The organism is Pseudomonas gingeri, from assembly GCF_013385635.1.
Taxonomy (GTDB): domain Bacteria; phylum Pseudomonadota; class Gammaproteobacteria; order Pseudomonadales; family Pseudomonadaceae; genus Aquipseudomonas; species Aquipseudomonas gingeri_A.
This window is the reverse complement of sequence record NZ_JACAPR010000011.1, coordinates 444,885-470,527: the sequence shown is the minus strand read 5'-3', so window position 1 is coordinate 470,527 and position 25,643 is coordinate 444,885. Positions and strand designations below refer to the sequence as shown.

Annotated in this window: 26 protein-coding genes; 11 read left to right on the top strand and 15 right to left on the bottom strand. The window is 63.5% G+C overall.

What is annotated here, in order from left to right; translation table 11 throughout:
- Entirely contained in the window at positions 1–1,485 is a 1,485-nt protein-coding gene (locus HX851_RS16100) for an aldehyde dehydrogenase family protein (protein ID WP_177059646.1), read from the bottom strand.
- Between the two features lie 286 nt (positions 1,486–1,771).
- Here HX851_RS16100 and HX851_RS16095 point away from each other — a divergent pair, with 286 nt between their 5' ends.
- Genes HX851_RS16095 through HX851_RS16080 form a run of 4 tightly spaced genes read left to right on the top strand, consistent with a single transcriptional unit; the run spans position 1,772 to position 5,718 of the window.
- A complete protein-coding gene (locus HX851_RS16095; protein WP_177059648.1) occupies positions 1,772–2,914 on the top strand; it encodes a fumarylacetoacetate hydrolase family protein in 1,143 nt (380 codons plus the stop codon).
- Positions 2,911–3,876 (top strand): C-terminal binding protein, encoded by a 966-nt coding sequence (locus HX851_RS16090; protein ID WP_177065718.1) that lies wholly within the window; start codon positions 2,911–2,913, stop codon positions 3,874–3,876. Before HX851_RS16095 ends, HX851_RS16090 begins: the two co-directional genes overlap by 4 nt.
- Positions 3,877–3,912: 36 nt before the next feature.
- Positions 3,913–4,674, top strand: a complete 762-nt coding sequence (locus tag HX851_RS16085; protein WP_177059652.1) for an SDR family NAD(P)-dependent oxidoreductase — start codon at positions 3,913–3,915, stop codon at positions 4,672–4,674.
- A 9-nt stretch (positions 4,675–4,683) separates the two neighbouring features.
- Positions 4,684–5,718, top strand: coding sequence for an NAD(P)-dependent alcohol dehydrogenase (locus tag HX851_RS16080; RefSeq protein WP_177065720.1), 1,035 nt, complete (start codon positions 4,684–4,686; stop codon positions 5,716–5,718).
- Between the two features lie 85 nt (positions 5,719–5,803).
- Here the strand turns inward: HX851_RS16080 and HX851_RS16075 are convergent, their stop codons facing one another.
- The 9 genes from HX851_RS16075 to HX851_RS16035 form a co-directional block, all read right to left on the bottom strand.
- Positions 5,804–6,616 (bottom strand): ABC transporter ATP-binding protein, encoded by an 813-nt coding sequence (locus HX851_RS16075; protein ID WP_177065959.1) that lies wholly within the window; start codon positions 6,614–6,616, stop codon positions 5,804–5,806.
- 120 nt (positions 6,617–6,736) lie between these two features.
- A complete protein-coding gene (gene ocd / locus HX851_RS16070) occupies positions 6,737–7,783 on the bottom strand; it encodes an ornithine cyclodeaminase (RefSeq protein WP_177059656.1) in 1,047 nt (348 codons plus the stop codon).
- Between the two features lie 55 nt (positions 7,784–7,838).
- Positions 7,839–8,192: a RidA family protein gene (locus HX851_RS16065; RefSeq protein WP_177059658.1), complete on the bottom strand. Its 354-nt coding sequence runs from the start codon at positions 8,190–8,192 to the stop codon at positions 7,839–7,841.
- Positions 8,193–8,211: 19 nt separating this feature from the next.
- Entirely contained in the window at positions 8,212–9,588 is a 1,377-nt protein-coding gene (locus HX851_RS16060; protein ID WP_177059659.1) for an FAD/NAD(P)-dependent oxidoreductase, read from the bottom strand.
- Positions 9,581–9,895 carry a (2Fe-2S)-binding protein gene (locus HX851_RS16055; RefSeq protein ID WP_177059660.1) on the bottom strand — a complete coding sequence of 105 codons (315 nt, stop codon included), beginning with the start codon at positions 9,893–9,895 and terminating at the stop codon, positions 9,581–9,583. The genes HX851_RS16060 and HX851_RS16055 overlap by 8 nt, the downstream gene beginning before the upstream one ends.
- A complete protein-coding gene (locus HX851_RS16050; protein WP_177059661.1) occupies positions 9,885–11,009 on the bottom strand; it encodes an NAD(P)/FAD-dependent oxidoreductase in 1,125 nt (374 codons plus the stop codon). Before HX851_RS16050 ends, HX851_RS16055 begins: the two co-directional genes overlap by 11 nt.
- A 42-nt stretch (positions 11,010–11,051) precedes the next feature.
- A complete protein-coding gene (locus tag HX851_RS16045; RefSeq protein ID WP_177059662.1) occupies positions 11,052–11,900 on the bottom strand; it encodes a lysine/arginine/ornithine ABC transporter substrate-binding protein in 849 nt (282 codons plus the stop codon).
- Positions 11,901–11,943: 43 nt separating this feature from the next.
- Positions 11,944–12,636, bottom strand: a complete 693-nt coding sequence (locus tag HX851_RS16040) for an ABC transporter permease (protein ID WP_218170629.1) — start codon at positions 12,634–12,636, stop codon at positions 11,944–11,946.
- Positions 12,633–13,373 carry an ABC transporter permease gene (locus tag HX851_RS16035; protein WP_218170630.1) on the bottom strand — a complete coding sequence of 247 codons (741 nt, stop codon included), beginning with the start codon at positions 13,371–13,373 and terminating at the stop codon, positions 12,633–12,635. Before HX851_RS16035 ends, HX851_RS16040 begins: the two co-directional genes overlap by 4 nt.
- A 149-nt stretch (positions 13,374–13,522) precedes the next feature.
- On the opposite strand from HX851_RS16035, the gene HX851_RS16030 reads away from it, so the two are divergent.
- Positions 13,523–14,413: a LysR substrate-binding domain-containing protein gene (locus tag HX851_RS16030; protein WP_256262467.1), complete on the top strand. Its 891-nt coding sequence runs from the start codon at positions 13,523–13,525 to the stop codon at positions 14,411–14,413.
- A 162-nt stretch (positions 14,414–14,575) separates the two neighbouring features.
- Positions 14,576–15,325 carry a creatininase family protein gene (locus HX851_RS16025; protein WP_177059663.1) on the top strand — a complete coding sequence of 250 codons (750 nt, stop codon included), beginning with the start codon at positions 14,576–14,578 and terminating at the stop codon, positions 15,323–15,325.
- A gap of 71 nt (positions 15,326–15,396) precedes the next feature.
- On the opposite strand, the gene mdeB is transcribed toward HX851_RS16025, so the two are convergent.
- Positions 15,397–18,093: an alpha-ketoglutarate dehydrogenase gene (mdeB, locus tag HX851_RS16020; RefSeq protein ID WP_177059664.1), complete on the bottom strand. Its 2,697-nt coding sequence runs from the start codon at positions 18,091–18,093 to the stop codon at positions 15,397–15,399.
- Positions 18,094–18,210: 117 nt separating this feature from the next.
- On the opposite strand from mdeB, the gene HX851_RS16015 reads away from it, so the two are divergent.
- The 4 genes from HX851_RS16015 (at position 18,211) to HX851_RS16000 (ending at position 21,563) form a co-directional block, all read left to right on the top strand.
- Positions 18,211–18,684 (top strand): Lrp/AsnC family transcriptional regulator, encoded by a 474-nt coding sequence (locus HX851_RS16015; protein ID WP_370590567.1) that lies wholly within the window; start codon positions 18,211–18,213, stop codon positions 18,682–18,684.
- Positions 18,685–18,782: 98 nt separating this feature from the next.
- The gene (locus HX851_RS16010) at positions 18,783–19,187 is read left to right on the top strand and encodes a TIGR03757 family integrating conjugative element protein (RefSeq protein WP_177065722.1); all 405 of its coding nucleotides are present in this window, start codon (positions 18,783–18,785) and stop codon (positions 19,185–19,187) included.
- Entirely contained in the window at positions 19,184–20,131 is a 948-nt protein-coding gene (locus tag HX851_RS16005; protein WP_177065724.1) for a TIGR03756 family integrating conjugative element protein, read from the top strand. The genes HX851_RS16010 and HX851_RS16005 overlap by 4 nt, the downstream gene beginning before the upstream one ends.
- Before the next feature lie 25 nt (positions 20,132–20,156).
- Entirely contained in the window at positions 20,157–21,563 is a 1,407-nt protein-coding gene (locus HX851_RS16000; RefSeq protein WP_177065726.1) for an integrating conjugative element protein, read from the top strand.
- 53 nt (positions 21,564–21,616) lie between these two features.
- On the opposite strand, the gene HX851_RS15995 is transcribed toward HX851_RS16000, so the two are convergent.
- The 4 genes from HX851_RS15995 to HX851_RS15980 form a co-directional block, all read right to left on the bottom strand.
- Positions 21,617–22,168 carry a DUF2857 domain-containing protein gene (locus HX851_RS15995; RefSeq protein ID WP_177065728.1) on the bottom strand — a complete coding sequence of 184 codons (552 nt, stop codon included), beginning with the start codon at positions 22,166–22,168 and terminating at the stop codon, positions 21,617–21,619.
- A 63-nt stretch (positions 22,169–22,231) separates the two neighbouring features.
- Entirely contained in the window at positions 22,232–22,423 is a 192-nt protein-coding gene (locus HX851_RS15990) for a hypothetical protein (protein ID WP_177059676.1), read from the bottom strand.
- Between the two features lie 320 nt (positions 22,424–22,743).
- Entirely contained in the window at positions 22,744–23,298 is a 555-nt protein-coding gene (locus HX851_RS15985) for a DUF4123 domain-containing protein (RefSeq protein ID WP_177059678.1), read from the bottom strand.
- Entirely contained in the window at positions 23,295–23,750 is a 456-nt protein-coding gene (locus HX851_RS15980) for a hypothetical protein (protein WP_177059680.1), read from the bottom strand. Before HX851_RS15980 ends, HX851_RS15985 begins: the two co-directional genes overlap by 4 nt.
- 497 nt (positions 23,751–24,247) lie before the next feature.
- Between HX851_RS15980 and HX851_RS15975 the strand changes: the two genes are divergently transcribed.
- Positions 24,248–25,642 (top strand): MFS transporter, encoded by a 1,395-nt coding sequence (locus HX851_RS15975; protein ID WP_177059682.1) that lies wholly within the window; start codon positions 24,248–24,250, stop codon positions 25,640–25,642.
- Position 25,643 lies beyond the last annotated feature (1 nt).

Here is a 25,643-nt window from a genome sequence, read left to right as displayed (position 1 = left end):
TCAGTTCCCGACGCCATGGTGCAGACGGACATGCTTGAAGTTGAAGTACTCCAGCAGCCCTTCGCGACCGTGTTCGTAACCCACGCCACTCTGTTTGCGCCCACCGTAGGGGGCATTCATGATCCCGGCATCGACGTTATTGATGGCGACATTGCCATAGTCCAGCTGCGCCGACAGGGTATGGATGTCGGTCAGGTCCCGGGCGTAGACATAAGAGGCCAGGCCGTAAGGCGTGTCGTTGGCCAGCTCGATCGCCTCGGCGAGATCGTCAAAGGGCATGACGCCCACCAGCGGGCCGAAGGTTTCCTCGGTCATCACCAGCATCTGATGCGTGCAATCGGCGACCACCGTCGGCCGGAAGAAATGCCCATTGGCAAATTCGCCGCCTTGCGGTGCCTTGCCACCGGCAACCAGCCGTGCGCCCTTGACCAAGGCATCCTCCAGGTGCGCACGGGTCTTGCCCAGGGGCTCGGCGGAAGCCATGGCCCCCAGGTCGGCGGCGGGATCTTCCAGACCGTTGCGCACCGTCAGTGCATCGGCGGCCGCCCCCAGCTTGCTGACGAACGCTGCATAAATGGAACGATGGACATAGATGCGGTTGATGGCAATGCAGATCTGCCCGCAGTTACGGAAACTGCGTCGCGTGGCCCCCTTGACCGCCGCATCCACATCGGCGCTGGCGGTCACCACCATGGGGCAATTGCCGCCCAGCTCAAGGGACAGGCGCTTGACCTGCGGGCAACTGCGCTGGATATGCAGGCCGACCGCGCTGGAGCCGGTAAAAGCCACCTTGCTGACCCGCGGGTGTTCGACCAGTGCCTGCCCGACCTGCGAGCCCTTGCCGGTCAATACGTTCACCACACCGGCCGGGATACCGGCCTCGGCGCATTTGCCGGCGATCATCAGGGCGGTGTAGGGCGTCAGTTCAGCCGGCTTGACCACAATGGTGCAGCCCGAGGCCAGGCTGGCGCACAGCTTCCAGCCCACCAGTTCGGCCGGGTAGTTCCAGGGCGTGATCGCCGCAACGACACCGATCGGCTCGCGTACCACCAGGCTTTGAAAGCCCGGCTGATCGTTGGGCACGATCTCACCATGCACGCGGGTCGCTTCTTCGGCATAGAAGTGGCAGGCCTCGGCGAGCTTGAGCACTTCGCCCTTGGCTTCGTTGACCGGCTTGCCCTGCTCCAGGGTCATGATCCGCGCCATGTGCTGCGCATCGGCAGCGATCAGTTCGCCCAGGCGATGCAAGGCGCTGGCCCGGGTCTTCGGCAGCTCGCGGGACCAGGAAGCAAAGGCGCGATGGGCGGCAGACACCGCCTCTTCGATCTCTTGCGGGGTCGCGGCGGCGATATGGCCGATCAGTTCTCCGGTCGCCGGATTCTCCACCGGCAAGCGAGCGCCTGCGCCTTTGCGCAGCTCACCATTGATAAACAAGGCGCCTTCCAGGGCGGCAATCGACTCGTAGAGAGAATTATTGTTATGCATGGGACTTCTCCGTCGCCTTTCTCTGCGGTGGAACCACTGACTTGATTCAAAAATATAGTATTGCTAGCTTTTTGCAATAGCCCTTTCGAAATTTGCCCGAACAGGCGCCATACCCCCATCGTCGCCCAAAGTCTGAAACACTTAATATTCGCCTTATTTTTCAAAATATTAGCTATAAAACGAGAAAAAACACGGAAAAATGCCGATTTCTTTCATGCAAGATCGCTTGACCGTGCTCAAAATCGAAACGTAGCATTACTAGATATCAACAATAAGGAAACCGCTCATGCTGCCCACCTCGCTCAAACACGCCAAACTGGTCGGTCGGGTCTGGCTCCCAGGCAAAGGCCCCTCCGTGGTCATCCTGCGGGACAACCTGCTGATCGACATCACCGATTCGGTGATCTCGATGGCCGACTTTCTCGACAACAACCCGGCGCAACGCTTCGATTCACTGACCGGCGAAGCGGTCGGCGATCTGGCCGACCTGATCCTCGATCCCTCCGAGATGGGCTACCACTCCGGCCGCCCTTGCCTGCTGGCGCCGTGCGATTTCCAGGCCCTCAAAGCCTGCGGCGTGACGTTCGCCCGGAGCATGGTCGAGCGTGTGATCGACGAACGCACCGCCGGCGATCCGGCCCGCGCCAATGAACTGCGGGCGCGGATCGGCTCGCTGATCGGCGACAGCCTTTCCAATGTCCAGGCCGGTTCGCCCAAGGCCGCCGAGATCAAGGCAGCGCTGATCGCCGAAGGTCTCTGGTCGCAGTACCTGGAAGTCGGTATCGGTCCGGACGCCGAAGTGTTCACCAAATCGCAGCCCATGGCGGCGGTCGGCTATGGCGCGCAGGTGGGCATCAACCGGATCTCGGAATGGAACAACCCCGAGCCCGAAGTCGTGCTGGCGGTGGACAGCCAGGGCAATATCCGTGGCGCCACCCTGGGCAACGACGTCAACCTGCGCGACGTGGAAGGACGCTCGGCCCTGCTGCTGGGCAAGGCCAAGGACAACAATGCGTCCTGCTCGATCGGCCCGTTCATCCGCCTGTTCGATGAGCACTTCACCCTCAGCGATATTGAAAACGCCACCCTGACGCTCTCCGTCAGCGGCCTGGATGGCTTTGAAATGTCGGGCGGCTCGAACATGGCCGAGATCAGCCGCAAGCCGGCCAACCTGGTGGCGCAGACACGCAACGCCTCGCACCAGTACCCCGATGGTTTCATGCTGTTTCTCGGCACCATGTTCGCGCCGACCCAGGATCGTGAACAAAAGGGCTCCGGCTTTACCCACAAGGCCGGTGACCTGGTGGAAATCTCGACGCCACTGCTGGGCACCCTGCGCAACACCGTCGTCTACTCCGACGAGGCCGCGCCCTGGACCTACGGCACCCGCGCGCTGATGCGCAACCTGGCAAAACGGGGGCTGCTATGAGCCGGAACACGATGAAACTGGTGGTCACCGACCAGGCCTTCGGCAATACCCGTCATGAAAAAGCCGCGGCAGACGCTGTCGGTGCCGAGTTCTTCGAGCATCAGTGCCGTACCGAAGAGGACACCCTGGAAGCGGTACGCGGTGCCCACGCCGTACTGAACAACTTCGCACCGATGACCCGCCGCGTGATGCAGGCGATGGCACCGGGCGCGGTGATCGTGCGCTACGGCGTCGGGGTCGATAACGTCGATCTCGCCGCGGCCAGGGAGGTCGGTGTGCACGTGTGCAACGTGCCGGACTACGGCATCGAAGAAGTGGCCGACCATGCCGCCGCCATGACCCTGGCCCTGGCACGCAAACTCGACCACTACGGCACGGGCATCCGTGGCGGAGAATGGAAGATCGCGCAGATGGTCGATGGCGTGCGCTCGTTGCGCGACACCACCGTTGGCCTGATCGGCCTGGGGCGCATTGCCCGTGCCTACGCAACCCGCATGGCGGTGTTCGGCTGCCGTATCGTCGGCTACGACCCCTATGTCACCAACCAGCAGGCACGTGCCGCCGGGATCGAGCCGATGTCGCGCGAAGAGGTCATCAGCGCGGCCAACGTGCTGTCGCTGCATGTACCGCTGACCCCCGAAACCCGTCATGTCATCGATGCCGCCGCCATGGCGCGCATGCCTCGCGGGGCGATCCTGATCAACTGCTCCCGTGGTGGCCTGGTTGACGAAACGGCGTTGAGCGCCGCCCTGGTCGGCGGCCACCTCGGCGGCGCCGGACTGGATGTCTTCGAGCAGGAACCGCTGCCTGCGGCTTCACCACTGCGCACGGCGCCCCATGTGCTGATGTCGCCCCATGCGGCGTTTTTTTCGGACGCCTCGGTCGACACCCTGCAGCGCCTGGCCAGCGAGGAAGCCTCGCGCGGCCTGCGCGGTGAAACATTGCGCTGTGCACTGACTTGAGCAGTGATTTGTGCAGTGATTTGAGAGAGGCGAACGATGAATTACCGTGAAAAACAATCGCTGACCGGCAAACTCGCGCTGGTGACCGGCGCGGGCCAGGGCATCGGCGCGGCCATCGCCGAGGCCTTGGCCGCCACGGGTGCCGAGGTGATCTGCACCGATATCCTGCGCGAGCGCGCCGAAGCCACCGCCCAAGCACTCAACGCCCAGGGCTACCAGGCGCGGGCCGAGGCCCTGGATGTGACCGACAGCACGGCGATCAATGCCCTGGCCGTGGCCCTGCCGGCACTGGACATCCTCGTCTGCAATGCCGGCATCGTGACCAACACCCCGGCCGAGGACATGAGTGACGCGGAGTGGGACAAGGTCATCGGCGTCAATCTCGGCGGTGTGTTCCGTACCTGCCGCGGTTTCGGTCGGCGGATGCTCGAGGCCGGGCGCGGCTCGATCATCAATATCGGCTCGATGTCCGGACAGATCGTCAATGTCCCGCAACCCCAGTGTCACTACAACGCCTCCAAGGCCGGGGTGCATCACCTGACCAAGTCCCTGGCGGTGGAATGGGCCGCACGTGGGGTACGGGTCAATGCCGTTGCGCCCACCTATATAGAGACGCCCCTGCTGCAAGGGTTGGAAAGCCAGCCCGGGCTGATCGACAGATGGCTCGACATGACGCCCGCCGGGCGCATGGGCCAGCCCCACGAAATAGCATCCCTGGTGCAGTTCCTGGCGTCCGATGCGGCCAGCCTGCTGACAGGTTCGATCATCACGGCCGATGCCGGCTATACATGCATATGAGGTGTCACGATGGTACAGGCTCTTGTTCTCGAAAGTCCGCGTCAACTCGCCCTGCGCGAGATCGAACTGCCCGCGGTACTGGGCGCCAGGGACGTGCGCATACGCATGGATGTGGTCGGTATCTGCGGCAGTGACATCCACTACTATCGCCATGGCCGTATCGGCCCCTTCGTGGTCGATGCGCCGATGGTGCTGGGTCATGAAGCCGCCGGCACGGTACTGGAATGTGGTGCGGCGGTCGTCGACCTGTGCCCGGGTGACCGGGTCTGCATCGAGCCGGGCATCCCGGACTTTTCCAGCCGCCCCAGCCGTATCGGCCAGTACAACCTCGACCCGGCGCTGACCTTCTGGGCGACGCCACCGGTCCATGGCTGCCTGACCTCGGAGGTGATCCACCCGGCGACGCTGGTCTATCGCCTGCCCGCCACTATTACTCAGGCCGAGGGGGCCATGGTCGAGCCCCTGGCCGTGGGGATGCAGGCCGCCACCAAGGCCGGCGTGCAACCGGGCGATGTGGCACTGGTGATGGGCGCGGGCACCATCGGCATTCTCACCGCACTCTGTGCATTGGCCGCGGGCTGCGCCCGTGTACTGATCTTCGACCCAGCCGCGGAAAAGCTGCAGAACGTCGCGCATTACCCAGGGATCGAGGGGCTCACGGGCGCCGACCTGAGCGGCCAGGTGGCGGTATTGACGGAAAATCGCGGTGTCGACCTGGTCTTCGAATGCTCCGGCGCCGCCGCGGCCTTTGTCGATCTGGCGAACCACCTGCGCCCTGGGGGAACCGTGGTCTGTGTCGGCATGCCGGCGTCCACGGTGGCCCTGGATATCGTCGCGCTGATGGTCAAGGAAATCCGCCTGGTGACGGTGTTCCGCTACGCCAATGTCTATGAGCGCGCGATCGCCTTGCTGGCGAGCGGCAAGATCGATGTGAAACCCCTGATCAGCGCGAGCTACCCGTTCGAACGCTCGATCGAAGCCTTCGAGCGTGCCGACCAGGCGCTGCCACGGGACGTCAAGCTGCAGATCACCCTCCCCGCATGACCGGCCTCCGAGCCGGGCGATCTGAGCCGGAGTCTCGTGCCGCGTCGGCTTCGGCGCGGCACGAAGCCGGCAGGTAACGCCAGGATCACTTCAAGCGGTTCGACAGAAACTGCCGCAGCCGCTCGCTTTGTGGCGCATCCAGCAGGCTCGCGCCACCCTGCTCTTCCACCCGGCCCTGGTGAAGAAACAGTACCTGGCTGGAGACCTGGCGGGCGAAGGCCATTTCATGGGTGACCATCACCATGGTCCGGCCCTCCTCGGCCAGCGCCTGTATCACCTTCAGCACTTCCCCGACCAACTCCGGATCAAGTGCCGAGGTGGGTTCGTCAAACAGGATGATCTCGGGTTCCATCGCCAGCGCCCTGGCGATGGCGACGCGCTGCTGCTGGCCGCCGGAGAGAAACCCCGGGTATTGCTCCGCTACCCGCGGGGCCAGGCCGACCTTGTCCAGGTACCTGTAGGCACGCTCCAGAGCCTGCTGGCGGGTCAGGCCCAGGACCTTTTGCGGCGCCGTGCAGATATTGTCGAGGACCGTCATGTGGCCCCACAGGTTGAAGTGCTGGAACACCATCGCCAGGCGTGTGCGCAGGCTCTGCAACTGGCGGGCATCCGGCATCTGGTAATCGCCCCTGGCGTTGCGCATTTCGATGCGCTTGCCATCGAGTGCGATCACCCCGGCATCGGGCTGTTCCAGGAAGTTGATGCAACGCAGCAAGGTGCTTTTTCCCGAGCCGCTGGCACCGATAAGACTGATGACATCGCCGCTACGTGCTTGCAGCGAAATGCCCCTGAGCACCTCGTGTTCGCCGTAGCGCTTGTGCAACTGCTCGATCTGCAGCTTGATCGCGCCGGCAATGGCCGGGCCGCGTGGTGTCCGGTGATCGGCTACGGACGCCAGGGGCGTATCCAGGGTGAAAGGCTGACGGTGCAATGGTCCCACGGAGGTGTCCCTCTTTTTTTGTCATTGATCCAGGGCCGGTTGCCAGACCCGGGATCTGTTGGGGGGTAATCGGCGGGTTCAGGCGCTGAGCTGCTGCCGGGGCTCGGCATCGCGAACGAGCAAGGCGAACAAGTCCTTCGGGTTCTCCAACCGCGGCACCAGCTGGATATCCGAGCCGATGCCCAGCGTCCTGGCGATGTCCAGCACGTAGCGCAGCGCCGAGTAGTCCTCCAGGGCAAAGCCGACGGAATCGAACAACGTGACCTGTCCGTCGTGCTCGCGGCCAGGTACCTGACCGTTGATCACCTGCCACAAATGGGTGACCGGCGAATCGGCCGGCATCTGCTGTATTTCACCTTCGATGCGGCTCTGGGGTTCGTACTCGACCACCACCCGCGCCCGCTCGACGATATCGCGGTGCAGTTCGGTTTTCCCCGGGCAATCGCCGCCTACGGCATTGAGGTGCATGCCCGGCTCGATCATGTCCGGCGTCAGGATCGTCGCGTAGCTCTTGTCGGCAGTGACCGTGGTGACGATCTCGCAGCCACGCACGGCCTCGGCAACGGAGCCGGCGATCCGCAGGGTGATCCCCGGCCAGGCGCGCAGGTTGGCCGCCAGCTTGGTCGTGGCGGCGAGGTCGAGGTCGTACAGACTGATATGATCGATGCCCAGCAGATGATGAAAGGCCAGAGCCTGGAACTCGCTCTGCGCACCATTGCCGATCAATGCCATGCGTCGGCTGCCGGGGCGGGCCAGGTAGCGAGCGGCAAGCGCCGAGGTGGCCGCGGTGCGAATCGCGGTGATCAGGGTCATCTCGCTGAGCAGCACCGGCATACCGCTGTCGACGTCGCTCAGGGCACCGAACGCCATTACCGTGAGCATGCCATCCAGGGTGTTCTTCGGATGACCGTTGACGTACTTGAAAGCGTACAGGGCCGCGTCGGAAATCGGCATCAACTCGATGACGCCCTCCGGCGAGTGATTGGCCAGGCGGGCGCATTTTTCAAAGTCGGCCCAGCGCAGATAGTCTTCACGGATGTAGTCGGCCATCTCGGCCAGGCAGGGCAGCAGCCCTTTGACCCGAACCAGTTCGGCCAGGTCGCTTACGTCGATATAACGAGTCACGGGAGTACCTTCTTGTCATGTTGTATCGGCGCCGGGCACGTAGCCCGGCTCACGCTCAGATGGCCGCGGTGACGATGATTTCCAGGAGCAGATCGGGATCGTCGAACGTCACCTGGCAGGTCGCGCGAGCGGGTCGGCCGGCATCGCCCAACCAGTTGCACCAGGCTTCATTCATCACCTCGAAGTGCAGATCCATCCTGGCCATCCAGATCTGCACGGACAGCAGGCGCCCGCGGTCACTGCCGGCCTGGGCCAGCAGCTCATCGATACGGGCCAGCACCTGGCGTGTCTGACCGGCGGCGCCCTGGCTGCAGTCCGCGGGAGCCACCCCGGCCAACCAGACGATACCGTTGTGGATCACTGCACGACTGAGTCGGGCGTTACTGTCCAGACGAACAATTGAAGTCATTTCTCAAGCTTCCTGAAGATCAATCCTGACTGGCGAGTTCAGCCAGCGTGATGGGTTTGAGCGGTGGTCGAATGCGGTAGTAGCCGACCTGCGCCGGTGTGACCTGATGGGCGTCAGCGAGAATCTGGGTCACGGCGAGGCCACACTGGCGCCCCTGGCAGGGCCCCATGCCACAGCGACCGAAAGCCTTGGTCTGATTGGGCCCCAGGCAACCGAGTGCCGCGTATTCGCGGATCGCGCCAGCGGTCACTTCTTCACAACGGCAGACAATGGTCTCGTCGGCCGGCAGGCACAGCGAGGGTTGCGGGCGATACAGGCGTTCCAGGAACGGCCGCACGCTGCGGTACTTGTCCAGCAGCCGGCGCCACGGCCTGGCCTGCTGCCGCGCCGCGTGCGCAGAGAGCCGCTGCAATGACAAGGCAATGCCCAGGGCAACCACACGACCCTGTACCGCCGCCGCCTCGGCGCCATCAATGCCCGCTGCGTCACCGGCGATAAAACATCCGGGAACGCTGAGCTGCCCCCACTCATCCTGCTCGGCGACCCAGCACATCTGGCTGTCATCCCAGCGATGCGCGGCCGCCATCGACAGGCTGGGCTGGGTGTTGGGCACCACGCCCTGGTGCAGGAGAATCAACTCGCAAGCAATACGTTGCGTGTGTCCCCGGGCCTGGAAGGTCAGCGCTTCGGCCTGCTCGCGCCCCTCTATTCGCAGGTCGCTCGCACCGCGATACCAGGCAACACCGGCGCGTTTCAGACTGTGCATCAGCGCAATGCCCTTGCGCAGCTGGCGCCAGCCCTTGAGCGCTGCAGGCAACCAGCGCAGCGCCGCAAGCAAGTCGCGCCGGGTACAAGTATCCACCAGCGCGCTCACCCGCACCCCGGCTTGCAGGTACTGGGCGGCCAGCAGATAGAGCAGCGGCCCGCTACCGGCCAGTACCACCGGCCCGCTCGGCACCTGCCCGGCGCTTTTCAACAGGATCTGCCCTGCCCCGGCGGTCATCACCCCCGGCAGCGTCCAGCCGGGAATCGGCATCGGCCGCTCATAGGCCCCGCCACACAGCAGGATGCGCCGGGCCTGCACCACATGGGCCTGGCCGGCGACATGGTAATGCACCTCCCGCTCGGCACTGATCAACCAGACCGAGGCATTCGCCACGTAGTCGATCCCACTGGCCAGGAACTCGGTGACCGTTGTGCCACCCGCCGCATAGTCGGCACCCAGCAGCTTTTTCCGCGCCGAAGGCACGCGACTGATCTCGCGATAGATCTGCCCACCGGGGCTGCGCTGTTCATCCAGTACCCGCACTTCGAGGCCCAGGGCCTGCAATTGCAGAGCGGCGGCCATGCCGGCCGGTCCCGCGCCGAGGACCAGGACATCAATTTGATCAGGCATCGGCATCACCCTCGACAGGAACAGGACAATGGCTATGCACCCTGAGGCCGGGCTGAGTCCGGACCTGGCACGCCTGCCGGGAGATACCGTCGATCAGCACCAGGCAATCGAAGCACACCCCCATCATGCAGTACGTCGTGCGCGGCGCACCGCTGACCGGGGTCTGGCGGCTCTGGCGAATCCCGGCGTCGAGCAAGGCCGCCGCCAGGGTGGTGTCGGCCAGGACGTCGAGCGGCCGGCCGTTGAATTCGATGGTGACCCGTGGACCGGCCGGCTCGATACTGCGAAACAGTGCTTTAGCGCCCATGCCCGGCCTCCCTGAAAACCTGCTGGAAACGTTGATCGCTGAAAGCATCCAGGTCCGCCGGTGGCGCCGCTCCGGCTATCCAGGGCGCCAATTGGAAGGCGTGGGCCGCCGCCAGCGTGACGCCGCTATGACAAGTCACCGCAAACACCCCGGGGCATTCGCGGGACTGCCGGTAGATCGGGAAACCATCCTCGCTCAGTACCCGCAGGGCGCCCCAGGCACGTACCAGTTGCACCCCCGCCAACCGCGGAAAACAGCTCACCGCGCGCTGCGCCACGGACGCCACGACGCCAGCACTGATGCTGTCGTTCAGCCCGGCCGCCTCATGGGAATCGCCCAACTGCACGCTGCCCTCCGCGGTCTGGCGTACATAGTTGGTGGGGTGATACAGAAACGGCGCAAGGCGTTCGGTCACCAGGATCTGCCCGCGATTGGGCGTAACCTTGACGTTCAGTCCCACCTGGGCTGCCAGCGCCTGGTTGCCCAGGCCGGCCGCCAGCACCACGCGATCGCCAAGCCAGCTTTCGCCGGCTCCGGTGACGCGATAACCCTCGCCATGGCGCTCGATACGCTCGACATCGCAGCCGGTCTGCAGCACCACGCCACGACGCTGGACCGCCATGGTCAGCGCCCGCAGCAGCAGCAACGGATTGACATGACCGTCCGCCGGGCAGTAACAGGCTCCGACCACATCGGGCCCTACCCCCGGCAAGCGGCGGCGCAACTCGGCCGGCGTCAGCCGTTCAAAGGGGTAATCGCCCTCGAGTGCCTCGCGCAGCCAATGCAGGCGCCGGGACTCCTCATCCAGCTCCGCCGCCTCCAGGCACAGCAGAAAACCTCCGGGCTGATGCAGTTGCACATTGATGCCGGTCTCGGCGAGCAGATCCTGCGCCAGACGCGGCCAGGCCGCCGCGGAGCCGAGGGTCCAGCGCGCATACGCCGGCATCCCGTACCCCTTGCCCTGTACCCAGACCAACCCGAAATTGCCCCGGGCCGCCCGCCACGCCACATCGCCCTGATCCAGCAGCCTGACCGACTGCCCCTCGCGGGCCAGTCCGTAGGCGACGGAGAGGCCCACCAGGCCCCCGCCGACGACGATTGTTTCACCACTCATTTCATCCCGCTCCACAGCAATCCAGACATAACGCAAGGCACCTTATTTGAGCGGCGTGACGTCAAGCTTGAGCCACTTCTCCGAGAGCCGCCGGACCGTCCCGTCGGCTACGGCCGCAGTGATCGCCTGATCGAACCGGGCCTTGAGGGCGTCATCGTTCTTGCGCAGCCCTACGCCGATGCCGGGGCCGAACACGCCCCCGGCAAAGATCGGCCCGACCATTTTCGAGTCGTGCATATCCGCCGCCTCGGTGGCCAGCTTCAACACCACGGCATTGGCCAACACGGCATCGATGCGACCACTGAGCAGGTCGAGGTTATGGGCATCCACCGTCTTGTATTCACGGACCTCGACCAGGTCCGCCAGGTATTTCTCGGCAAAGGCCGAGGCGGTGGTCGAGCCCTGGACACCCAGGACCTTGCCCTTGAGCAACGGCCTCATCTGTTCGACCAGCGCCTTGGCCCCGGCTTCATCCTGATCCAGGTCGATGCTGCGCCCGGCGCCCGGCAAACCGCTGAGCGCCCCCTGGCCCATGACCAGGAAACCGTTGAGCGGCGCGGCATAAGGCCGGCTGAAGCCGATCACCTGCTGGCGCTTTTCGGTGATGCTCATGCCCGCCATGATGGCGTCGAACTTGCCGGCATTGAGCGAAGGAATCAGGCCATCCCAGTCCTGCGCGACCACCTCGCACCGGGCCTTCATGCGCTCGCACAGCTCATGGGCCAGGTCGATCTCGAAACCATCGAGCTGACCGCCCGGCCTGGTGAAGTTCCACGGCGCATAGGCACCCTCGGTGGCGATCTTCAGCACCGGGGCTTCAGCGGCATGACTCGCAGACACCCACAAGCCGCCGCACAACAGCGACCCCAGCAACACTTCTTTCAGAGACATGGCGCGTTTCCTCGAAAATGACAGGACAGTTGAGCTCACACCATCAGTGACCGCGCCGCATGCCTCGCCTCAGGCGAAGCTCAAGCAGCATGACCACCCGGGTGACCAGGAAATTGAAAGCCAGGTACAGCGCTCCGGCGCAGATGAACACCTCCACCGGCCGGTAGGATTCGGAGACCAGGCGTGCGGCAATGCCCGTGACCTCCATCAGCGTGACGATCGAAGCCAGCGACGTGGACTTCACCATCAGGATGATTTCATTGCCGTATGCCGGCAGCATTTGCCGCCAGGCCAGCGGCAGCACGACGTATCGCCATATCTGTGGCGAGGACAAACCCATCGACACGGCGGCTTCCTTCTGCCCGCCCGGCACCGACAGCACGCCACCGCGCAGGATCTCGCTGGTATAGGCGGCGGTGTTCAGCGAGAGCGCCAGCAGCACGCACCAGTAGGCTTCGCGCAGGTAGGCCCAGGCAAAGCTCTCGCGCAGCCAGGCGAATTGACCCAGGCCGTAGTAAATGATGAACAGCTGCACCAGCAACGGCGTACCACGAAAGACGTCGACAAAGACCCGTGCGGGATAGTCCAGCCAGCGCCGCTTCGACAGGCGCATCGCGCACAATACCCAGGCCAGGACAAAGCCGATCAGGCAGGAAAACAGCGTCAGCCTGAGCGTCAGGGGAACGCCTTGCAGCAGGCGTCGCAGGCAGTCGAGGAGAAAACCGAAGTCCATCATGCTCTCCCCATGGGCAGTGCCAGGCGCTGTTCAAGCCGTCCGATCATGTGGCTGCTGGACAGACTGATCAGGAAGTACAAGGCGCCCGCCGTGGCGTAGAAGTAGAACGGCTGGTGGGTCGCGCCCGCGCCGATCTGCGACTGGCGCATCAGCTCGACCATCCCCACCACGCTGATCAGCGCGGACTCCTTGAGCACCAGCAGCCAGATATTGCCCAGCCCGGGCAGCGCGAAACGCAGTGCCTGGGGCGCGACCACCAGCACCAGCAGCTTGAAGCCGCCCAGTCCGAGGGACCTGCCCGCCTCGATGGTGCCGGGTGGCACGCTACCGAAGGCTCCGCGCAGCACCTCGATCTGATAGGCACCGCAGACCACCGAGATCGCCAGGAACCCGACCAGAAAAGCCGGCAAACCAAGGAACCCGTTGACACCCAGGGACTGTGCCACCTGAGTCAGGACCATGCTGCTGCCGAAATAGAACAGATAGATCACCAACAGGTCCGGCACGCCGCGCAGCACCGTGGTGTAGGCATCGGCCAGGATATGCAGCAGCCTGTAGCGTGACAGTTTCGCCCAGCAGCCCAGGCAGCCGATCACTGCGCCGAAGAGGAACCCGCATAACGCAATCATGCAGGTCGAGGCCGTGGCAAGCAGCATGTCAGCTGCCCAGCCCTGGTCGCCAAAACCCATTACTTGCCAGAAATTCACGAACAGACCCCGCAGGCGCCAAGCGCTCATCAGTGTTGGTCAAGACCGTTGCGGTCTTGCCCGGGGCCGTCAACGGGTGACTGCCCGGGTTTTATTTTCAAAATCAATTTCGCACGGCGCACTCATAATCCATAATCACTTATGAACTATTCGAAATGTGTAAATGTTATGGAGAAACCATGCGCCTGAACCTGCGCCAGGTCGAAGCGTTTCATGCGGTGATGCGTACCGGCAGCATGACGGGGGCGGCTAACCTGATGGCCGTGACCCAGCCGGCGGTCACCCGACTGATTCGCGACTTTGAAGATGTGGTGGGGTTTCCCCTGTTCGAGAGGCGCGGCAACCAGTTGCTGCCGACGCCCCAGGCGATCGCCTTGATCCCCGAGGTCGAGCGCTCCTTTATCGGCCTCGACCGTATCGCCCGGCTCGCCGCCGGTATCCGCGAAAACACCGCGGGGTCGCTGCGCATCGCCGCCATGCCGGCGGTGGCGAATACTTTGCTGCCACGCTTTCTCGCACACTTCCTGGCGCAACGACCGAACCTGCAGGTCAGCTTGCAGGGTATCCCCTCGCATCAGGTGGCGGAGATGGTAGCGGCCGGCCAGGTCGATATCGGTTACGCCGAAGGGCCGCTGAACCGCCATGGCCTGGATATCCAGGCGGTGGCCATGGAGGCCGTGGTCATCCTGCCTCCCGGTCATCCGCTGGCAGAACATGCGGTCCTGACGCCCGCGCATCTGGCCCATCAGCGTTTTATCGGGCTGCGGCCCGGTTCGTTGTTTGCCGCCGGCGTGCAACTGGCGCTGTCAGAAGTTCCACGAGTCAGCCAGGTCGAAGCCAGCCTGACCTATACCGCCTGCGCGCTGGTGGCCCAGGGCTTGGGCATCAGTATCGTCGACCCGCCCACGGCCCGGGACTTTCTTGCCCAGGGCCTGCTGATACGCCCCCTCAGCGTGCCGATCGATACCGGCTTCCTGGTAATTCGCTCAAGCGAGTCGCATAACCAGGGGCTGGTGGAGGTGTTCTCCTCGCAGTTCCTGGAGTATTTCGAGAAGGATGCACTGAGATAACCGCTTTCACGCCGGGGACTGCCCTGCCGGCGGTGGGCTGCCGGCAAACATCGGCAGGCGCTGCAACATCATCCTGTTCAGCCGTTTCCGGGTGTCGCTTGCTGATCCCGGCATGCCGGAGCACCATGGCCGGCAACAGCCGTTGACCAACGAGGAACTCACATGCTTTTACACCTGTCGACCTGGGCCGAAATCGGACAATTTCTCCAACGCAGCCGCACCATAGTGGTTCCCATCGGTTCCAACGAGCAGCACGGCCCGACCGGCCTGCTGGGCACCGACTGGATGTGCCCGCAGATCATTGCCCATGAAGCACAGAAAAATGCCGATATCCTGATCGCGCCGACTTTCAATATCGGCATGGCCCAGCACCATCTCGGCTTCGCCGGGACCATTTCGTTGCGGCCCTCGACCTTTATCGCCGCCATCGGCGACTGGACACGCTCGCTGGCCGGCCACGGGTTCGAGAAAATCCTTTTCCTCAATGGTCACGGCGGCAATATCGCCTCGATTGAAGCGGCGTTCTCGGAGCTTTATGCCGAAGCCAGTTTTGCCCGACGTCCGGCAGGGTTCGCCCTGAAGCTGTGCAACTGGTGGGACCTGGAGGGCGTCGGCGAACTGGCACGCCAACAGTTTCCGACCGGGCATGGCTCCCATGCCACGCCATCGGAGATTGCGATCACGCAATGGGCCTATCCGGATGCCATCAAGTCCGCCGAGTACTCACCGCAGATCGCTCCCTCGGGCCCCATCCGCGAAGCCCTCGACTTCCGCGCCCGTCACCCGGACGGGCGCATGGGCTCGGATCCGGCCCTGGCAACACCGGAAAAAGGTCGCGAACTGGTGATGCTGGCAGCACAGAGCCTGGTGCGGGAACTGGATGCCTTCAGCCGGGAATCGATGCCCGGCTGAACAGGTAGCCCAGGCAGGCGGACCGGCCAAGGTCCACCGTACTGGATTGCCAATGATTGTCGCCGGAACCTTCAGCAGGTCCAGGCACTGTCACTGTCGACCGCCAGGGCGTAGCGCTCGATAGCCTGCGCGCACAGGCTGCGATCAAGATGCCCGTCATCGGCCAGTGCCGACAAGGCGGCCAGGACGATGTGATAACGATCGACCTCGAAAAAGTCGCGCAGGGCCGCCCGGGTATCGCTGCGCCCGAAGCCGTCGGTGCCCAGCACGCAATAGCGCGACTCGATGTATGAGCCGATCAGTTGCGGCAAGGCGCGGATATAGTCCGACACTGCAATCACCGGCGCACCTTTCGGCAAGCAGTCAACCAGATGGCTTTGCCTGGCGCTCTCACGCGGGTGCAAACGATTCCAGCGTTCGACTTCCCGGGCTTCGCGGGCCAGCTCGCTGAAACTGGTGACGCTCCAGACCTCGCTGTCGATCTGCCAGTCGCTGGCCAGCAGTTCGGCGGCGGCCTGGGCTTCGCGCAGGATCGTGCCCGAGCCCAACAGGCGCACCTGGCCTTGCGGCGTCGGTTCCCCCGGCTCGCTCAAACGGTACATGCCACGGATGATGGATTGCTCGACCCCTTCCGGCAGCGAGGGTTGCGCATAGTTTTCATTCATCAGGGTCACGTAGTAGAACTCATCGACCTCATGCTCCAGCATCTGGCGCATGCCGTGATCGAGGATGACAGCGAACTCGCCGGCAAAGGCCGGGTCGTAGGCGCGACAGTTCGGGATGGTGGAGGCAATCAAGTGGCTGGAGCCGTCCTGGTGCTGCAACCCCTCGCCGCCCAGGGTGGTGCGCCCCGCAGTCGCGCCCAGCAGGAAACCTCGCGCCCGCTGGTCGGCGGCGGCCCAGATCAGGTCACCGACGCGCTGGAAACCGAACATCGAGTAGTAGATGTAGAACGGCAGCATGCGCAAGCCGTGGACCGAGTAGCTGGTGGCCGCCGCCACCCAGGAGCTGATGGCACTGGCCTCGCTGATACCCTCTTCGAGTATCTGGCCGTCGGTGGCTTCGCGGTAGCTGAGAATCGAGCCGATGTCCTCAGGCTCGTAGCGTTGCCCGACGCTGGAGTAGATACCGATCTGGCGGAACAGGTTGGCCATGCCGAAAGTACGGGCCTCGTCGGCGACGATGGGGACGATCCGTGGTCCCAGTTGCTTGTCCTTGAGCAGGTTGCCAAGCATCCGCACAAAGGCCATGGTGGTGGACATTTCCTTGCCGTCGGCCTGGGTGGAGAACCCCGCATAACCGTCGATGGCCGGAACCGCCACCCGCGCGGCGTCGCGGTTGCGCGACGGTACGCTGCCACCGAGCAGTTCGCGGCGATGGCGCAGATAGCGCATTTCCGCGCTGTCTTCAGCCGGCTTGTAGAAGCTCAGGGTTTCCACCTGCTCATCCGACAGCGGCAAGCGGAACCGGTCGCGAAAGGCCAGCAGCGCTTCCCGATCGAGTTTCTTCTGCTGGTGCGTGGTCATCTTGCCCTGCCCGGCCTCGCCCATGCCGAAGCCTTTCTTGGTCTGCGCCAGGATCACCGTCGGCTGGCCTTCGTGCAGGCTCGCCGCACGGTAGGCGGCATGGATCTTGAGCATGTCGTGGCCACCGCGCTTGAGGCGATCGATCTGCTCGTCGCTCATGCCGCGAACGAGCCGGGCCAGCGCTTCGTCCTGGCCGAAAAAGTGCTCACGGTTATAGGCACCGTCCTTGGCGGCAAAGGTCTGGAACTGGCCGTCGACCGTTTGCGACAGCGTGCGCACCAGCAGGCCGTCATCGTCCCGCGCCAGCAACGCATCCCAGTCCGAACCCCAGACCAGCTTGATCACGTTCCAGCCGGCGCCGTGGAACAACGCCTCCAGCTCATCGATGATCCGTCCGTTACCGCGCACCGGGCCGTCCAGGCGCTGCAGGTTGCAGTTGACCACCCAGGTCAGGTTGTCCAGCCCTTCCCGCGCGGCCAGGGTCAGTGCCGACATGCTTTCCGGCTCATCCATCTCGCCATCGCCGAAGACGCCCCATACATGGCGGTCGGTGGTGTCCTGCAGTCCGCGGTGATGCAGGTAACGCATGAACCGCGCCTGGAAAATCGAACTGATGGGACCAATGCCCATCGAGCCGGTGGGAAACTGCCAGAAGTCCGGCATCAGCCATGGATGCGGGTAACTGGACAAACCCTGGATGCCGGCCTTGCGTGCACTGATCTCCTGGCGATAGTGCTCCAGCTCACGTTCGCCCAGGCGCCCCTCAAGAAAGGCGCGGGCGTAGATGCCCGGCGCCGAATGCGGCTGGTAGAACACCAGGTCGCCGTCGAAGCGATCGCCACGGGCACGAAAGAAGTGGTTGAAGCCGACCTCGAACAGGTCCGCCGCACTGGCATAACTGGCGATATGCCCGCCCAGTTCGCCATAGGCACGGTTGGCGCGGACCACCATGGCCAGGGCATTCCAGCGGGTGATCGAGGCCAGGCGTTCCTCGGTGGCGAGGTCGCCGGGGAAACGCGGCTGTTGCTCGACCGCAATGCTGTTCACATAGGGCGTGTTGGAGGAAGGCTGCCAGGCGACCGCCGGGGTCCGCGCGATATCGGCCAGCATATCGAGCACCTGTCGGGTTCTCTGCGGGCCACCGTTGGCCAGCAATGACTGCAAGGCGTCACGCCACTCCTGCAGCTCATCGTTATCTGCCGCGGCTTGTGCAATGGAATCGATAGAGTCAAAACGGTTCATTGGCGCCTCCTCTTTTTCTTATTAGTCTATGCCGAGGCAGGCAATTTTTTTGACCGTTATGCCGCAAAACTTCGCCACCTTGCAGCATAAAAATCCGCAAACAATAAAACTGGAAGCATAATGAACTTCGACAGTATCGACCTGAAGATCCTCCGGGAACTGCAGAGGGACAGCAGCCTGTCCAACGTGGAACTGGCCAGGCGCGTTCATCTCTCGCCCTCGCCCTGCCTGACTCGCGTCAAGGCCCTTGAGGCCTCCGGTTGCATCCGTGAATACGTCGCCCTGCTGGAGCCCGAGCATCTGGGCCTGCGGTTGAACGTGTTTATCTCCATCAGCCTGAAACAGCAGGGCCGCGAGGCGCTGCAGAACTTCGAACGGCAGATCTGCGAATGTGACGAAGTGATGGAGTGCTACCTGATGACCGGCGACGCCGACTATCTGATCCGCGTGGTCATGGCGGACATGCAGGCGCTGGAACATTTCATCATCGAACGACTGTCGCCGATGCCGGAAGTGGAAAAAATCCGCTCCAGCCTTTCGCTGAAACAGGTGCGTTACAAGACCGCCCTGCCTTTAAGCAAGGAGCACTGAGCCGCCTGCGGGAAACTCCTGATCACAAATCAGTTTTCCTGCTGTGATCGTGGCTCGCTTTAAACAAGATCCAGGTTTCTGTCACCTGGATCTTGCCCATGAATCGCTCACCTTTTTTGCCGCTGCTTGGCGCCCTCGCCCTGCTGGCCCTGGCTCCCGGCTGTTTCGCCAGCACCTGGGTCATCACGGACTCGGCCCATCCCGTTGAAGTGCCGGCGGATGTCCGCCTGATTCATCTCGATCGCCTCGATCACCTGGAGGTGGCGCTTTCCCAAGGTCTTCCCAGCGATCCTGGCGAGGCCCAGGCCGCTTTCCAGGAAACCATGACCGCCGAGTCCAGCGCGGACATCAGTCGTGCCCACCAGGACATCGTCGACGCCTGGAGCCTGGGGGTCACCCGGATCCCGGCCGTGGTCGTCGATCACCGCTACGTCGTCTATGGCGATCCGAACCTTGAGCGGGCGCTGGCGAAGATCGAACGGTTCAGGAGGAGCAAACCATGAACCGTCACTCGCCACGACACTTTGCCGGCTCATGGATTCCGGCGCTGCTGGCCCTGCCCTGTCCGGCCGTGAGCCTGGCCCTGGACACCGCGACCATTGTGCCCACAGTGGCGTCCCCGAGCTGCCTGGAGTACCAGGTCGTGGGGGTGTGCTACTGGTTGCGTTGCACCACCTTCGGCTGCGAGGTCAAGACCTCGTCGAAGGTCCGGCATTACGTGCCCGATGCCGTGGTCTCCAGCTACTCCTCGACGGGTCGCAATCCCTGGGTCGAAGTCCGGGCCCTGAGCGCGGCCACCTCGACGGCACAGGGTGGCGGCAGCGGCACCAGCGGCAACCCGCACGAAAACAACCTCTCGGTGTTCAAGAACGTCGATGTGATCGGTCATCCGGGAATCGCGGCGTTCAATGCCTTTGCCAGCGGCTCGGGCTACACCTGCGAAGGCGCCGGTACGCCCTACGTGCCCAACCTGCTCAGCACCCTGGACACGCTCGGCTGGCGCCATGGCATTCCGGAAAGCGTCTTCCCGCCGTCACTGATCCCGGGCCTGCGGGAAATCGGCAGCCGGCTGGCATCGAATCTGTGGGGCAGCGTCTACCCGCGCAGCGGCTTCGTGCACCAGCCCGACGACTACAAGGCTTCCGCCGTAACGGCCCAGCGCGCGGGCGACATCGTCACCCGTCCCGGACAGGTGCATGTCTATCAACCTCTTCTGGCACAGGCCAGCCCGGGCTACTGGCCTGCCGGGGAACTGCGCGAATCCGCCGCCGAGACCGGCAAATGGCAGCAACTGACGCCTGCGGCCAGCAGCGCCTGCTCGGTCTTTCCGGAACCGGGCCCTCATCTCCAGGCCATCGATGGCGGCTACGCCTGGTCGCTGTGGCGCCCCTACACCTGCTGCAAGCGAGAGGGCCAGACCTTTCTCGGCAGCACCGGCCCCCATTGATTGTCGTTCACCACGGAGCATTGCCATGACTCGGATATCACTTCTTCCACGCCCCTGCCCCAGCCCCATCCCCTGGCTGGTCCTGATCGCCACACTGGCGAGCCTGCCCATCCTCGCCGCACCGCCCGGTTTCGGCAGCGCCGGCAGTGTCATCGGCGACGATGTTCTGTACCGCATCGGCGGCGGCAACGCGGTGAACATGGGCCGTGCCGGCAGCATGCAAAGCATCGGTGTCGGTGTGGGCTGGAACAACAACCTCATGTGCGGCAACATGGACCTGTCCACCACCCTGCACAACCAGCTCAACGGCCTTACCGACGGTTTCCAGAGCATCATGGGCAGCCTTATCCAGAACGCCACCGGTGCCGTCGCCTCGCTGCCGGCACTGATCATCCAGCGGGCGGACCCGGGCCTGTACAACCTGCTCACCAACGGTATCCTCCAGGCCCGGCTGGACTTCGACCGCTCCAAGGCCAGTTGCCGGGCCATGGCCGAGCGCATGGTCAACGTCGCCGGCAACCAGAGCAGTTGGGGGGCCCTCGCCGAAGGCCAGGCACTGAAGGAAGCCATAGCCCAGAACCAGGACGCCGTGGCCGTGACCGCCCGGGCCGAGTCGGACAAGGGCAATACCGGTGTGCCCTGGGTGGGTGGCGACAAGGCCGGCGGCAGGCAGCAGCCACCGATCCAGGTGATCAAGGAGGTGACCCGGGCCGGCTACAACCTGCTCAATGGCCGCAGTGCCACGGACACCGCAAGCATTGCCCCCGACGACTGCAACAGCGGCCTGTTGTGCGATACCTGGCAGTCGCCGGATGAGGCAGCGGCGTTTGCCAACCGCGTCCTCGGCGAAGTCCAGCAGCAGACCTGCGAAGGCTGTACCCAGAGTACGGCCACCGCCGGTGTCGGCCTGACCCCGCTGATCCAGGAAGAGTACGCGAGCAAGCTCCAGGCCCTGCAAGCGCTGATTGCCGGCAGCAAGCCAACCAGCCTGGAAAATCTGGCCGAAGCCGGCAGCAACTCGATGCCCATCACCCGTGGCATCGTCACCGCCTTGCGCGATGAGCCCGACCAGCAATTGCTGGCCCAGCGCCTGGCTTCGGAAATCGCGGTCACCAGCGTGCTGGAAAAGGCTTTGCTGCTGCAGCGCACGCTGCTGGCCGGCAACAAGGAACCCAACGTCGCCGCCAACGAGATTGCCACGCAGACCATCAACGGCGAACGCGACACCTTGCAGCAGGAAATCACCAACCTTCGCACCGAGCTTGAACTGCGGCGCTCGCTGACCAGCAACTCCCCCGCGGCGATCATTGCCCGTCACCAGGAACGCAAGGACAACTCGCGCACCATCTACGAGGGTGACCCGGACACCAACCGCCTCGAATCGATGGAAAAGAACCTCAACAGCAACGGTCGCGCAAGTTCACGACCGTGATCAAGCGCGCCCTCGGCAGCTTCCTGCCGAAGGGCGCGACGATCAGCCGGCCTTCACACCAGCCCTTGCACGATCCAGCTCTGGACGAGGCTCCAGACCATGGTCAGGTTCAACTCCGGTTCGCACTCGCTCATCAGCATGGCGACCCGCAGCACCGCCCGGGGATCACCCGGGTCCGTCCCCTGTTCCTTGGTCAGGCGCACCCAGTGCTCCCAGAGGCAGAGTTCCTCCTCGGCGCCGACCTGGGGCCAACGCCCCTTGCGATGGGGGATGCCAAGCATCGTGCGACGGATGGCGACTTCCTTGGCCGACAAGCCGAAGAGTTCCAGGATCATCGGCGAACTGGCGCCCAGGGTAATCGCGCGGCTGATCAGTTCCTCCTCGTCGCTGTCCTTGACGTGGGTCAGCAGGCGATGGACCACCGGCCCGTTCACTACCACCTTGAACCAGGGCACCGGCGAGTTCACCAGGGCGCCCATGCAATGCGGATCGATCAGGGCCTGCAGGTCTTTCTCTTCAAGCCCCATGGCCAGGCAACTGCGCAGTTGGCCATTCTTGATGTTGTTCATGATCTGAAAGGCGACTGCCAGATTCAAGGGATGCACATAAACCTCCACCACTCCATGTGTCAGATAACGGCCCCGTTCTCGGGCCGAGCATTGTCAATCTCAACAATCCTTCGAGCCGGCAACATCCCGGCAATACTCTCCACGCTCGACACTCAGAATCTCGACACCTGCCCAACCCTCCATACGACAGGCCAGCTCATAGACAAAACCACGGTTCTTCAGTTGCTCCTCGCTGAGCTTGAGCTGGACCGTGCAGGTATCTTCGCCGGTGGTATCAGGATTCAAATCCATTTGTTGTTCTCCCTGTAATCGCTATCGCATCAGGCGCGATAGATGGTGATGGCCGAGCGGCCAAAGTGAACTTTCCTCGGCTGGCCTGCGAAATCATTCCACGGGTTCACAGCCGCATCCTTCTCCCCAACCGCTCAGGTTTGTGATGCCCTAATTATGTAGTTTGCCGACATGGAATTTTCTGTCAGACAAAGCACTTCATTGAATGGAAAAGGCAGGCATCGATTGTGAGGCGTGCTTGCACCTTCACTGATCCGGTGGTCGGATCGCACCTGGCTGGAATTGTTTTCCGTTCGAGAGTGTTAAGCGACCGGTACCCGTCACTGGCAGGACAACCGTCCCGAAGTGATGCGCAGGGTCTGGCCCGCCCTGTCGAACAGTCGATATTCCGTGCCCTGTTCCGACTCGACGAACAGGCACTTCATGGGACCGAGGAACCGCGTGAATTCATCATCGGTGCAAGTAGGAAGGAAGATCGACAGGACGCGCGGATCGTAGAAGCGAAACAGCAGCCGTTTGCCGTCTTCCGTCTGGACCCGCAGAAACTTCTTGAAGTGCAGGCGGATCCGCGACATCGCCAGTGAAGCCGGCGCGACGATGAATATTCCCCACGCGTTGCCCCAGCCCCTGTCCAACAGTTCCAGGGTAGCCGGCGCTCCGCGCGTCAGTTGCACGAGATAAGGCGCAGCGGCCCGCAGACGTGGGGTCAACTGCCCGGAATACAGGCACCAGAACCTGAGCGAGCCATAGCGCACCAACCGGGATATCCCAGGATCACGCGCGCCGTCGAGCAGCCAGTACACCTGATGATCGGTGCCATCTTGCGCGTCGGGCCATAACAGCGCCGTCAGTTGCTCGAATTCGCTGGCGTTCATCCCTGCCCCTGACGTTGCAAGCGCGCCCGCTCACATTCCTCACAGAAAGGCGTCGCGCTTTTGGCCGCGTCCTCAAGCATCGCCGCCTCGACATCCTGTGCGGCATCGACGCGTTCGCGCGATACCGGCGCTGTCGTCACCAGTTCGATATCGGTCCTGGGTACGGGTGCCGGACCGGTCGGGCGCGGCGTCTGTCGCGCAACGGCTTTTCCCCCAGCGGGTCCCGGCTGCCTGACCGCTATCGTCGGTTGCCGGGGATACAGATAGGCGCACAAGGCACCGGACTGCAGACTGCGCGACAGTTGCCGGAGCACTTCCTCGTCACCCAGGAAGTGGGTCACGGGCAACCCGCCGGAGAGCAAGGTGCGCAAGCGATGGACCTCGCCAGAGCCCTGGAAATATCGACGGACAAAGCTTTCCACCTGCCACGTCTCGCGCAGGTCCATTTTCATCGCCGGCGCGTCATCGCTTGCGACACCAGTCCTTGCCCCGGATCGACCGGTCCCCGTCTCGGCTCGATCGTGGATTTCGATCCGCTCCAACCCGCTGAAGAAACTTAACCGCATCGGCCGTGGATCCCCCCAAGAAGAAACAATGCCCGGACATCGCAGGACGCTTTACAGGGACAGTCAACGCACACGCCCGGCCCTGACTACCATAGCAGCTCAATCCGTTTGTGCGGGCGCGCTCACTGTCCTGTACACGCTGCATCGTGCCCATCAGGCAACCTGTCATTCGACTGCAATACAACCCTGCCTAAGATCGCCCCGCGTTCAGGTCAATTGATTACCCGTATCGGCCTCCGAGGTCTATCTCGAGGCCGATTTTCAAGGATAGGAATCTACGCGCGTAGATATGCGTAGAACGAAAGCCACAGCGCGGCTATCGATACCAGGACAGAGCCTCTCGACAGGCCTGTGCCGGCCGTCCTCAGATCAGGAGTTTTTTGATGTCCACAGTTGAAAGTGCTGCTCGATCCACTGCCCCCGGGGCGCGTGGTGCGGCGGATGAAAGCTTGATGACCCCGCAAGGACGCCGGGAGCTGTACCGCGCCACCCTCGCCTGCTGGCTGGGTACGGCCATGGAGTATGCGGATTTCGCCCTTTATGGCCTGGCCGCCGGGCTTATCTTCGGCGATGTGTTTTTCCCCAATGTCACCCCGGCCATGGCCCTGCTGTCCACGTTCGCGACATGGTCCGTGGGTTTTGTCGCGCGGCCGATCGGCGCGCTGTTCTTCGGCTGGCTCGGCGACCGCAAGGGACGCAAGGTGGTGATGATCGCCACCGTCGTGTTGATGGGCGCCTCAACCACCTTGATCGGCCTGATCCCCAGTTACGCCTCGATCGGCATCTGGGCTCCGGTGTGCCTGGTGCTGCTGCGCTTTACCCAGGGTTTTGGCGCCGGTGCCGAGTTGGCCGCCGGTACGGTGATGCTGGGCGAATTCGCTCCGGCAAAACAACGGGGCCTGGTCTCATCGGTGATTGCCCTGGGCTCGAACAGCGGCACCCTGTTGGCTTCGATGGTCTGGCTGGCGGTGGTGCAAATGGATCAACAGCAATTGCAGGAGTGGGGATGGCGCATTCCATTCCTGTGCAGCTCGCTGATTGCCCTGGCCGCGCTGTGGATTCGTCGCAACCTGCGGGAAACCCCGGTATTCGAACTCAGGAAGGCCGAGTTGCAGGCCCGGCGTGACAGCAGCCTCGCCGCCCTCTCCAACCTTGAGCAACGCGCCAGCTTCTGGAAAGGCAGCCGGTCGTTCTTCACCATGATCGGCTTGCGCATCGGCGAGAACGGCCCTTCCTATCTGGCCCAGGGATTTATCGTCGGTTATGTGGTAAAGGTACTCGCCGTCAATAAATCAGTCGCGACCCAGGCCGTATTGATCGCCTCGATCCTCGGTTTCCTGATCATCCCTCTGGCCGGCTGGCTGTCCGATCGCTTTGGCCGACGCGTCATCTACCGCTGGTTCTGCCTCCTGCTGATGCTCTACGCCTTCCCCGCCTTCATGCTGCTCGACTCCCGCGATCCGACCATCGTCATGGCCACCATCGTGGTGGGCATGGGCCTGGCGTCCCTGGGGATCTTCGGCGTGCAAGCGGCCTGGGGGGTTGAAATGTTCGGGGTGAAGAATCGCTACACCAAGTTGGCCATGGCCAAGGAACTGGGGTCGATCCTTTCCGGCGGTACGGCGCCCCTGATCGCTGCCGCGTTGCTGTCCTGGACCGGTCACTGGTGGCCGATCGCGACTTACTTTGTCGCGATGGCAGGCATTGGTTTCCTGACGACCTTTGTCGCACCGGAAACCCGCGGTCGCAACTTGAATGCGCTGGAAGATGCCATTTAAC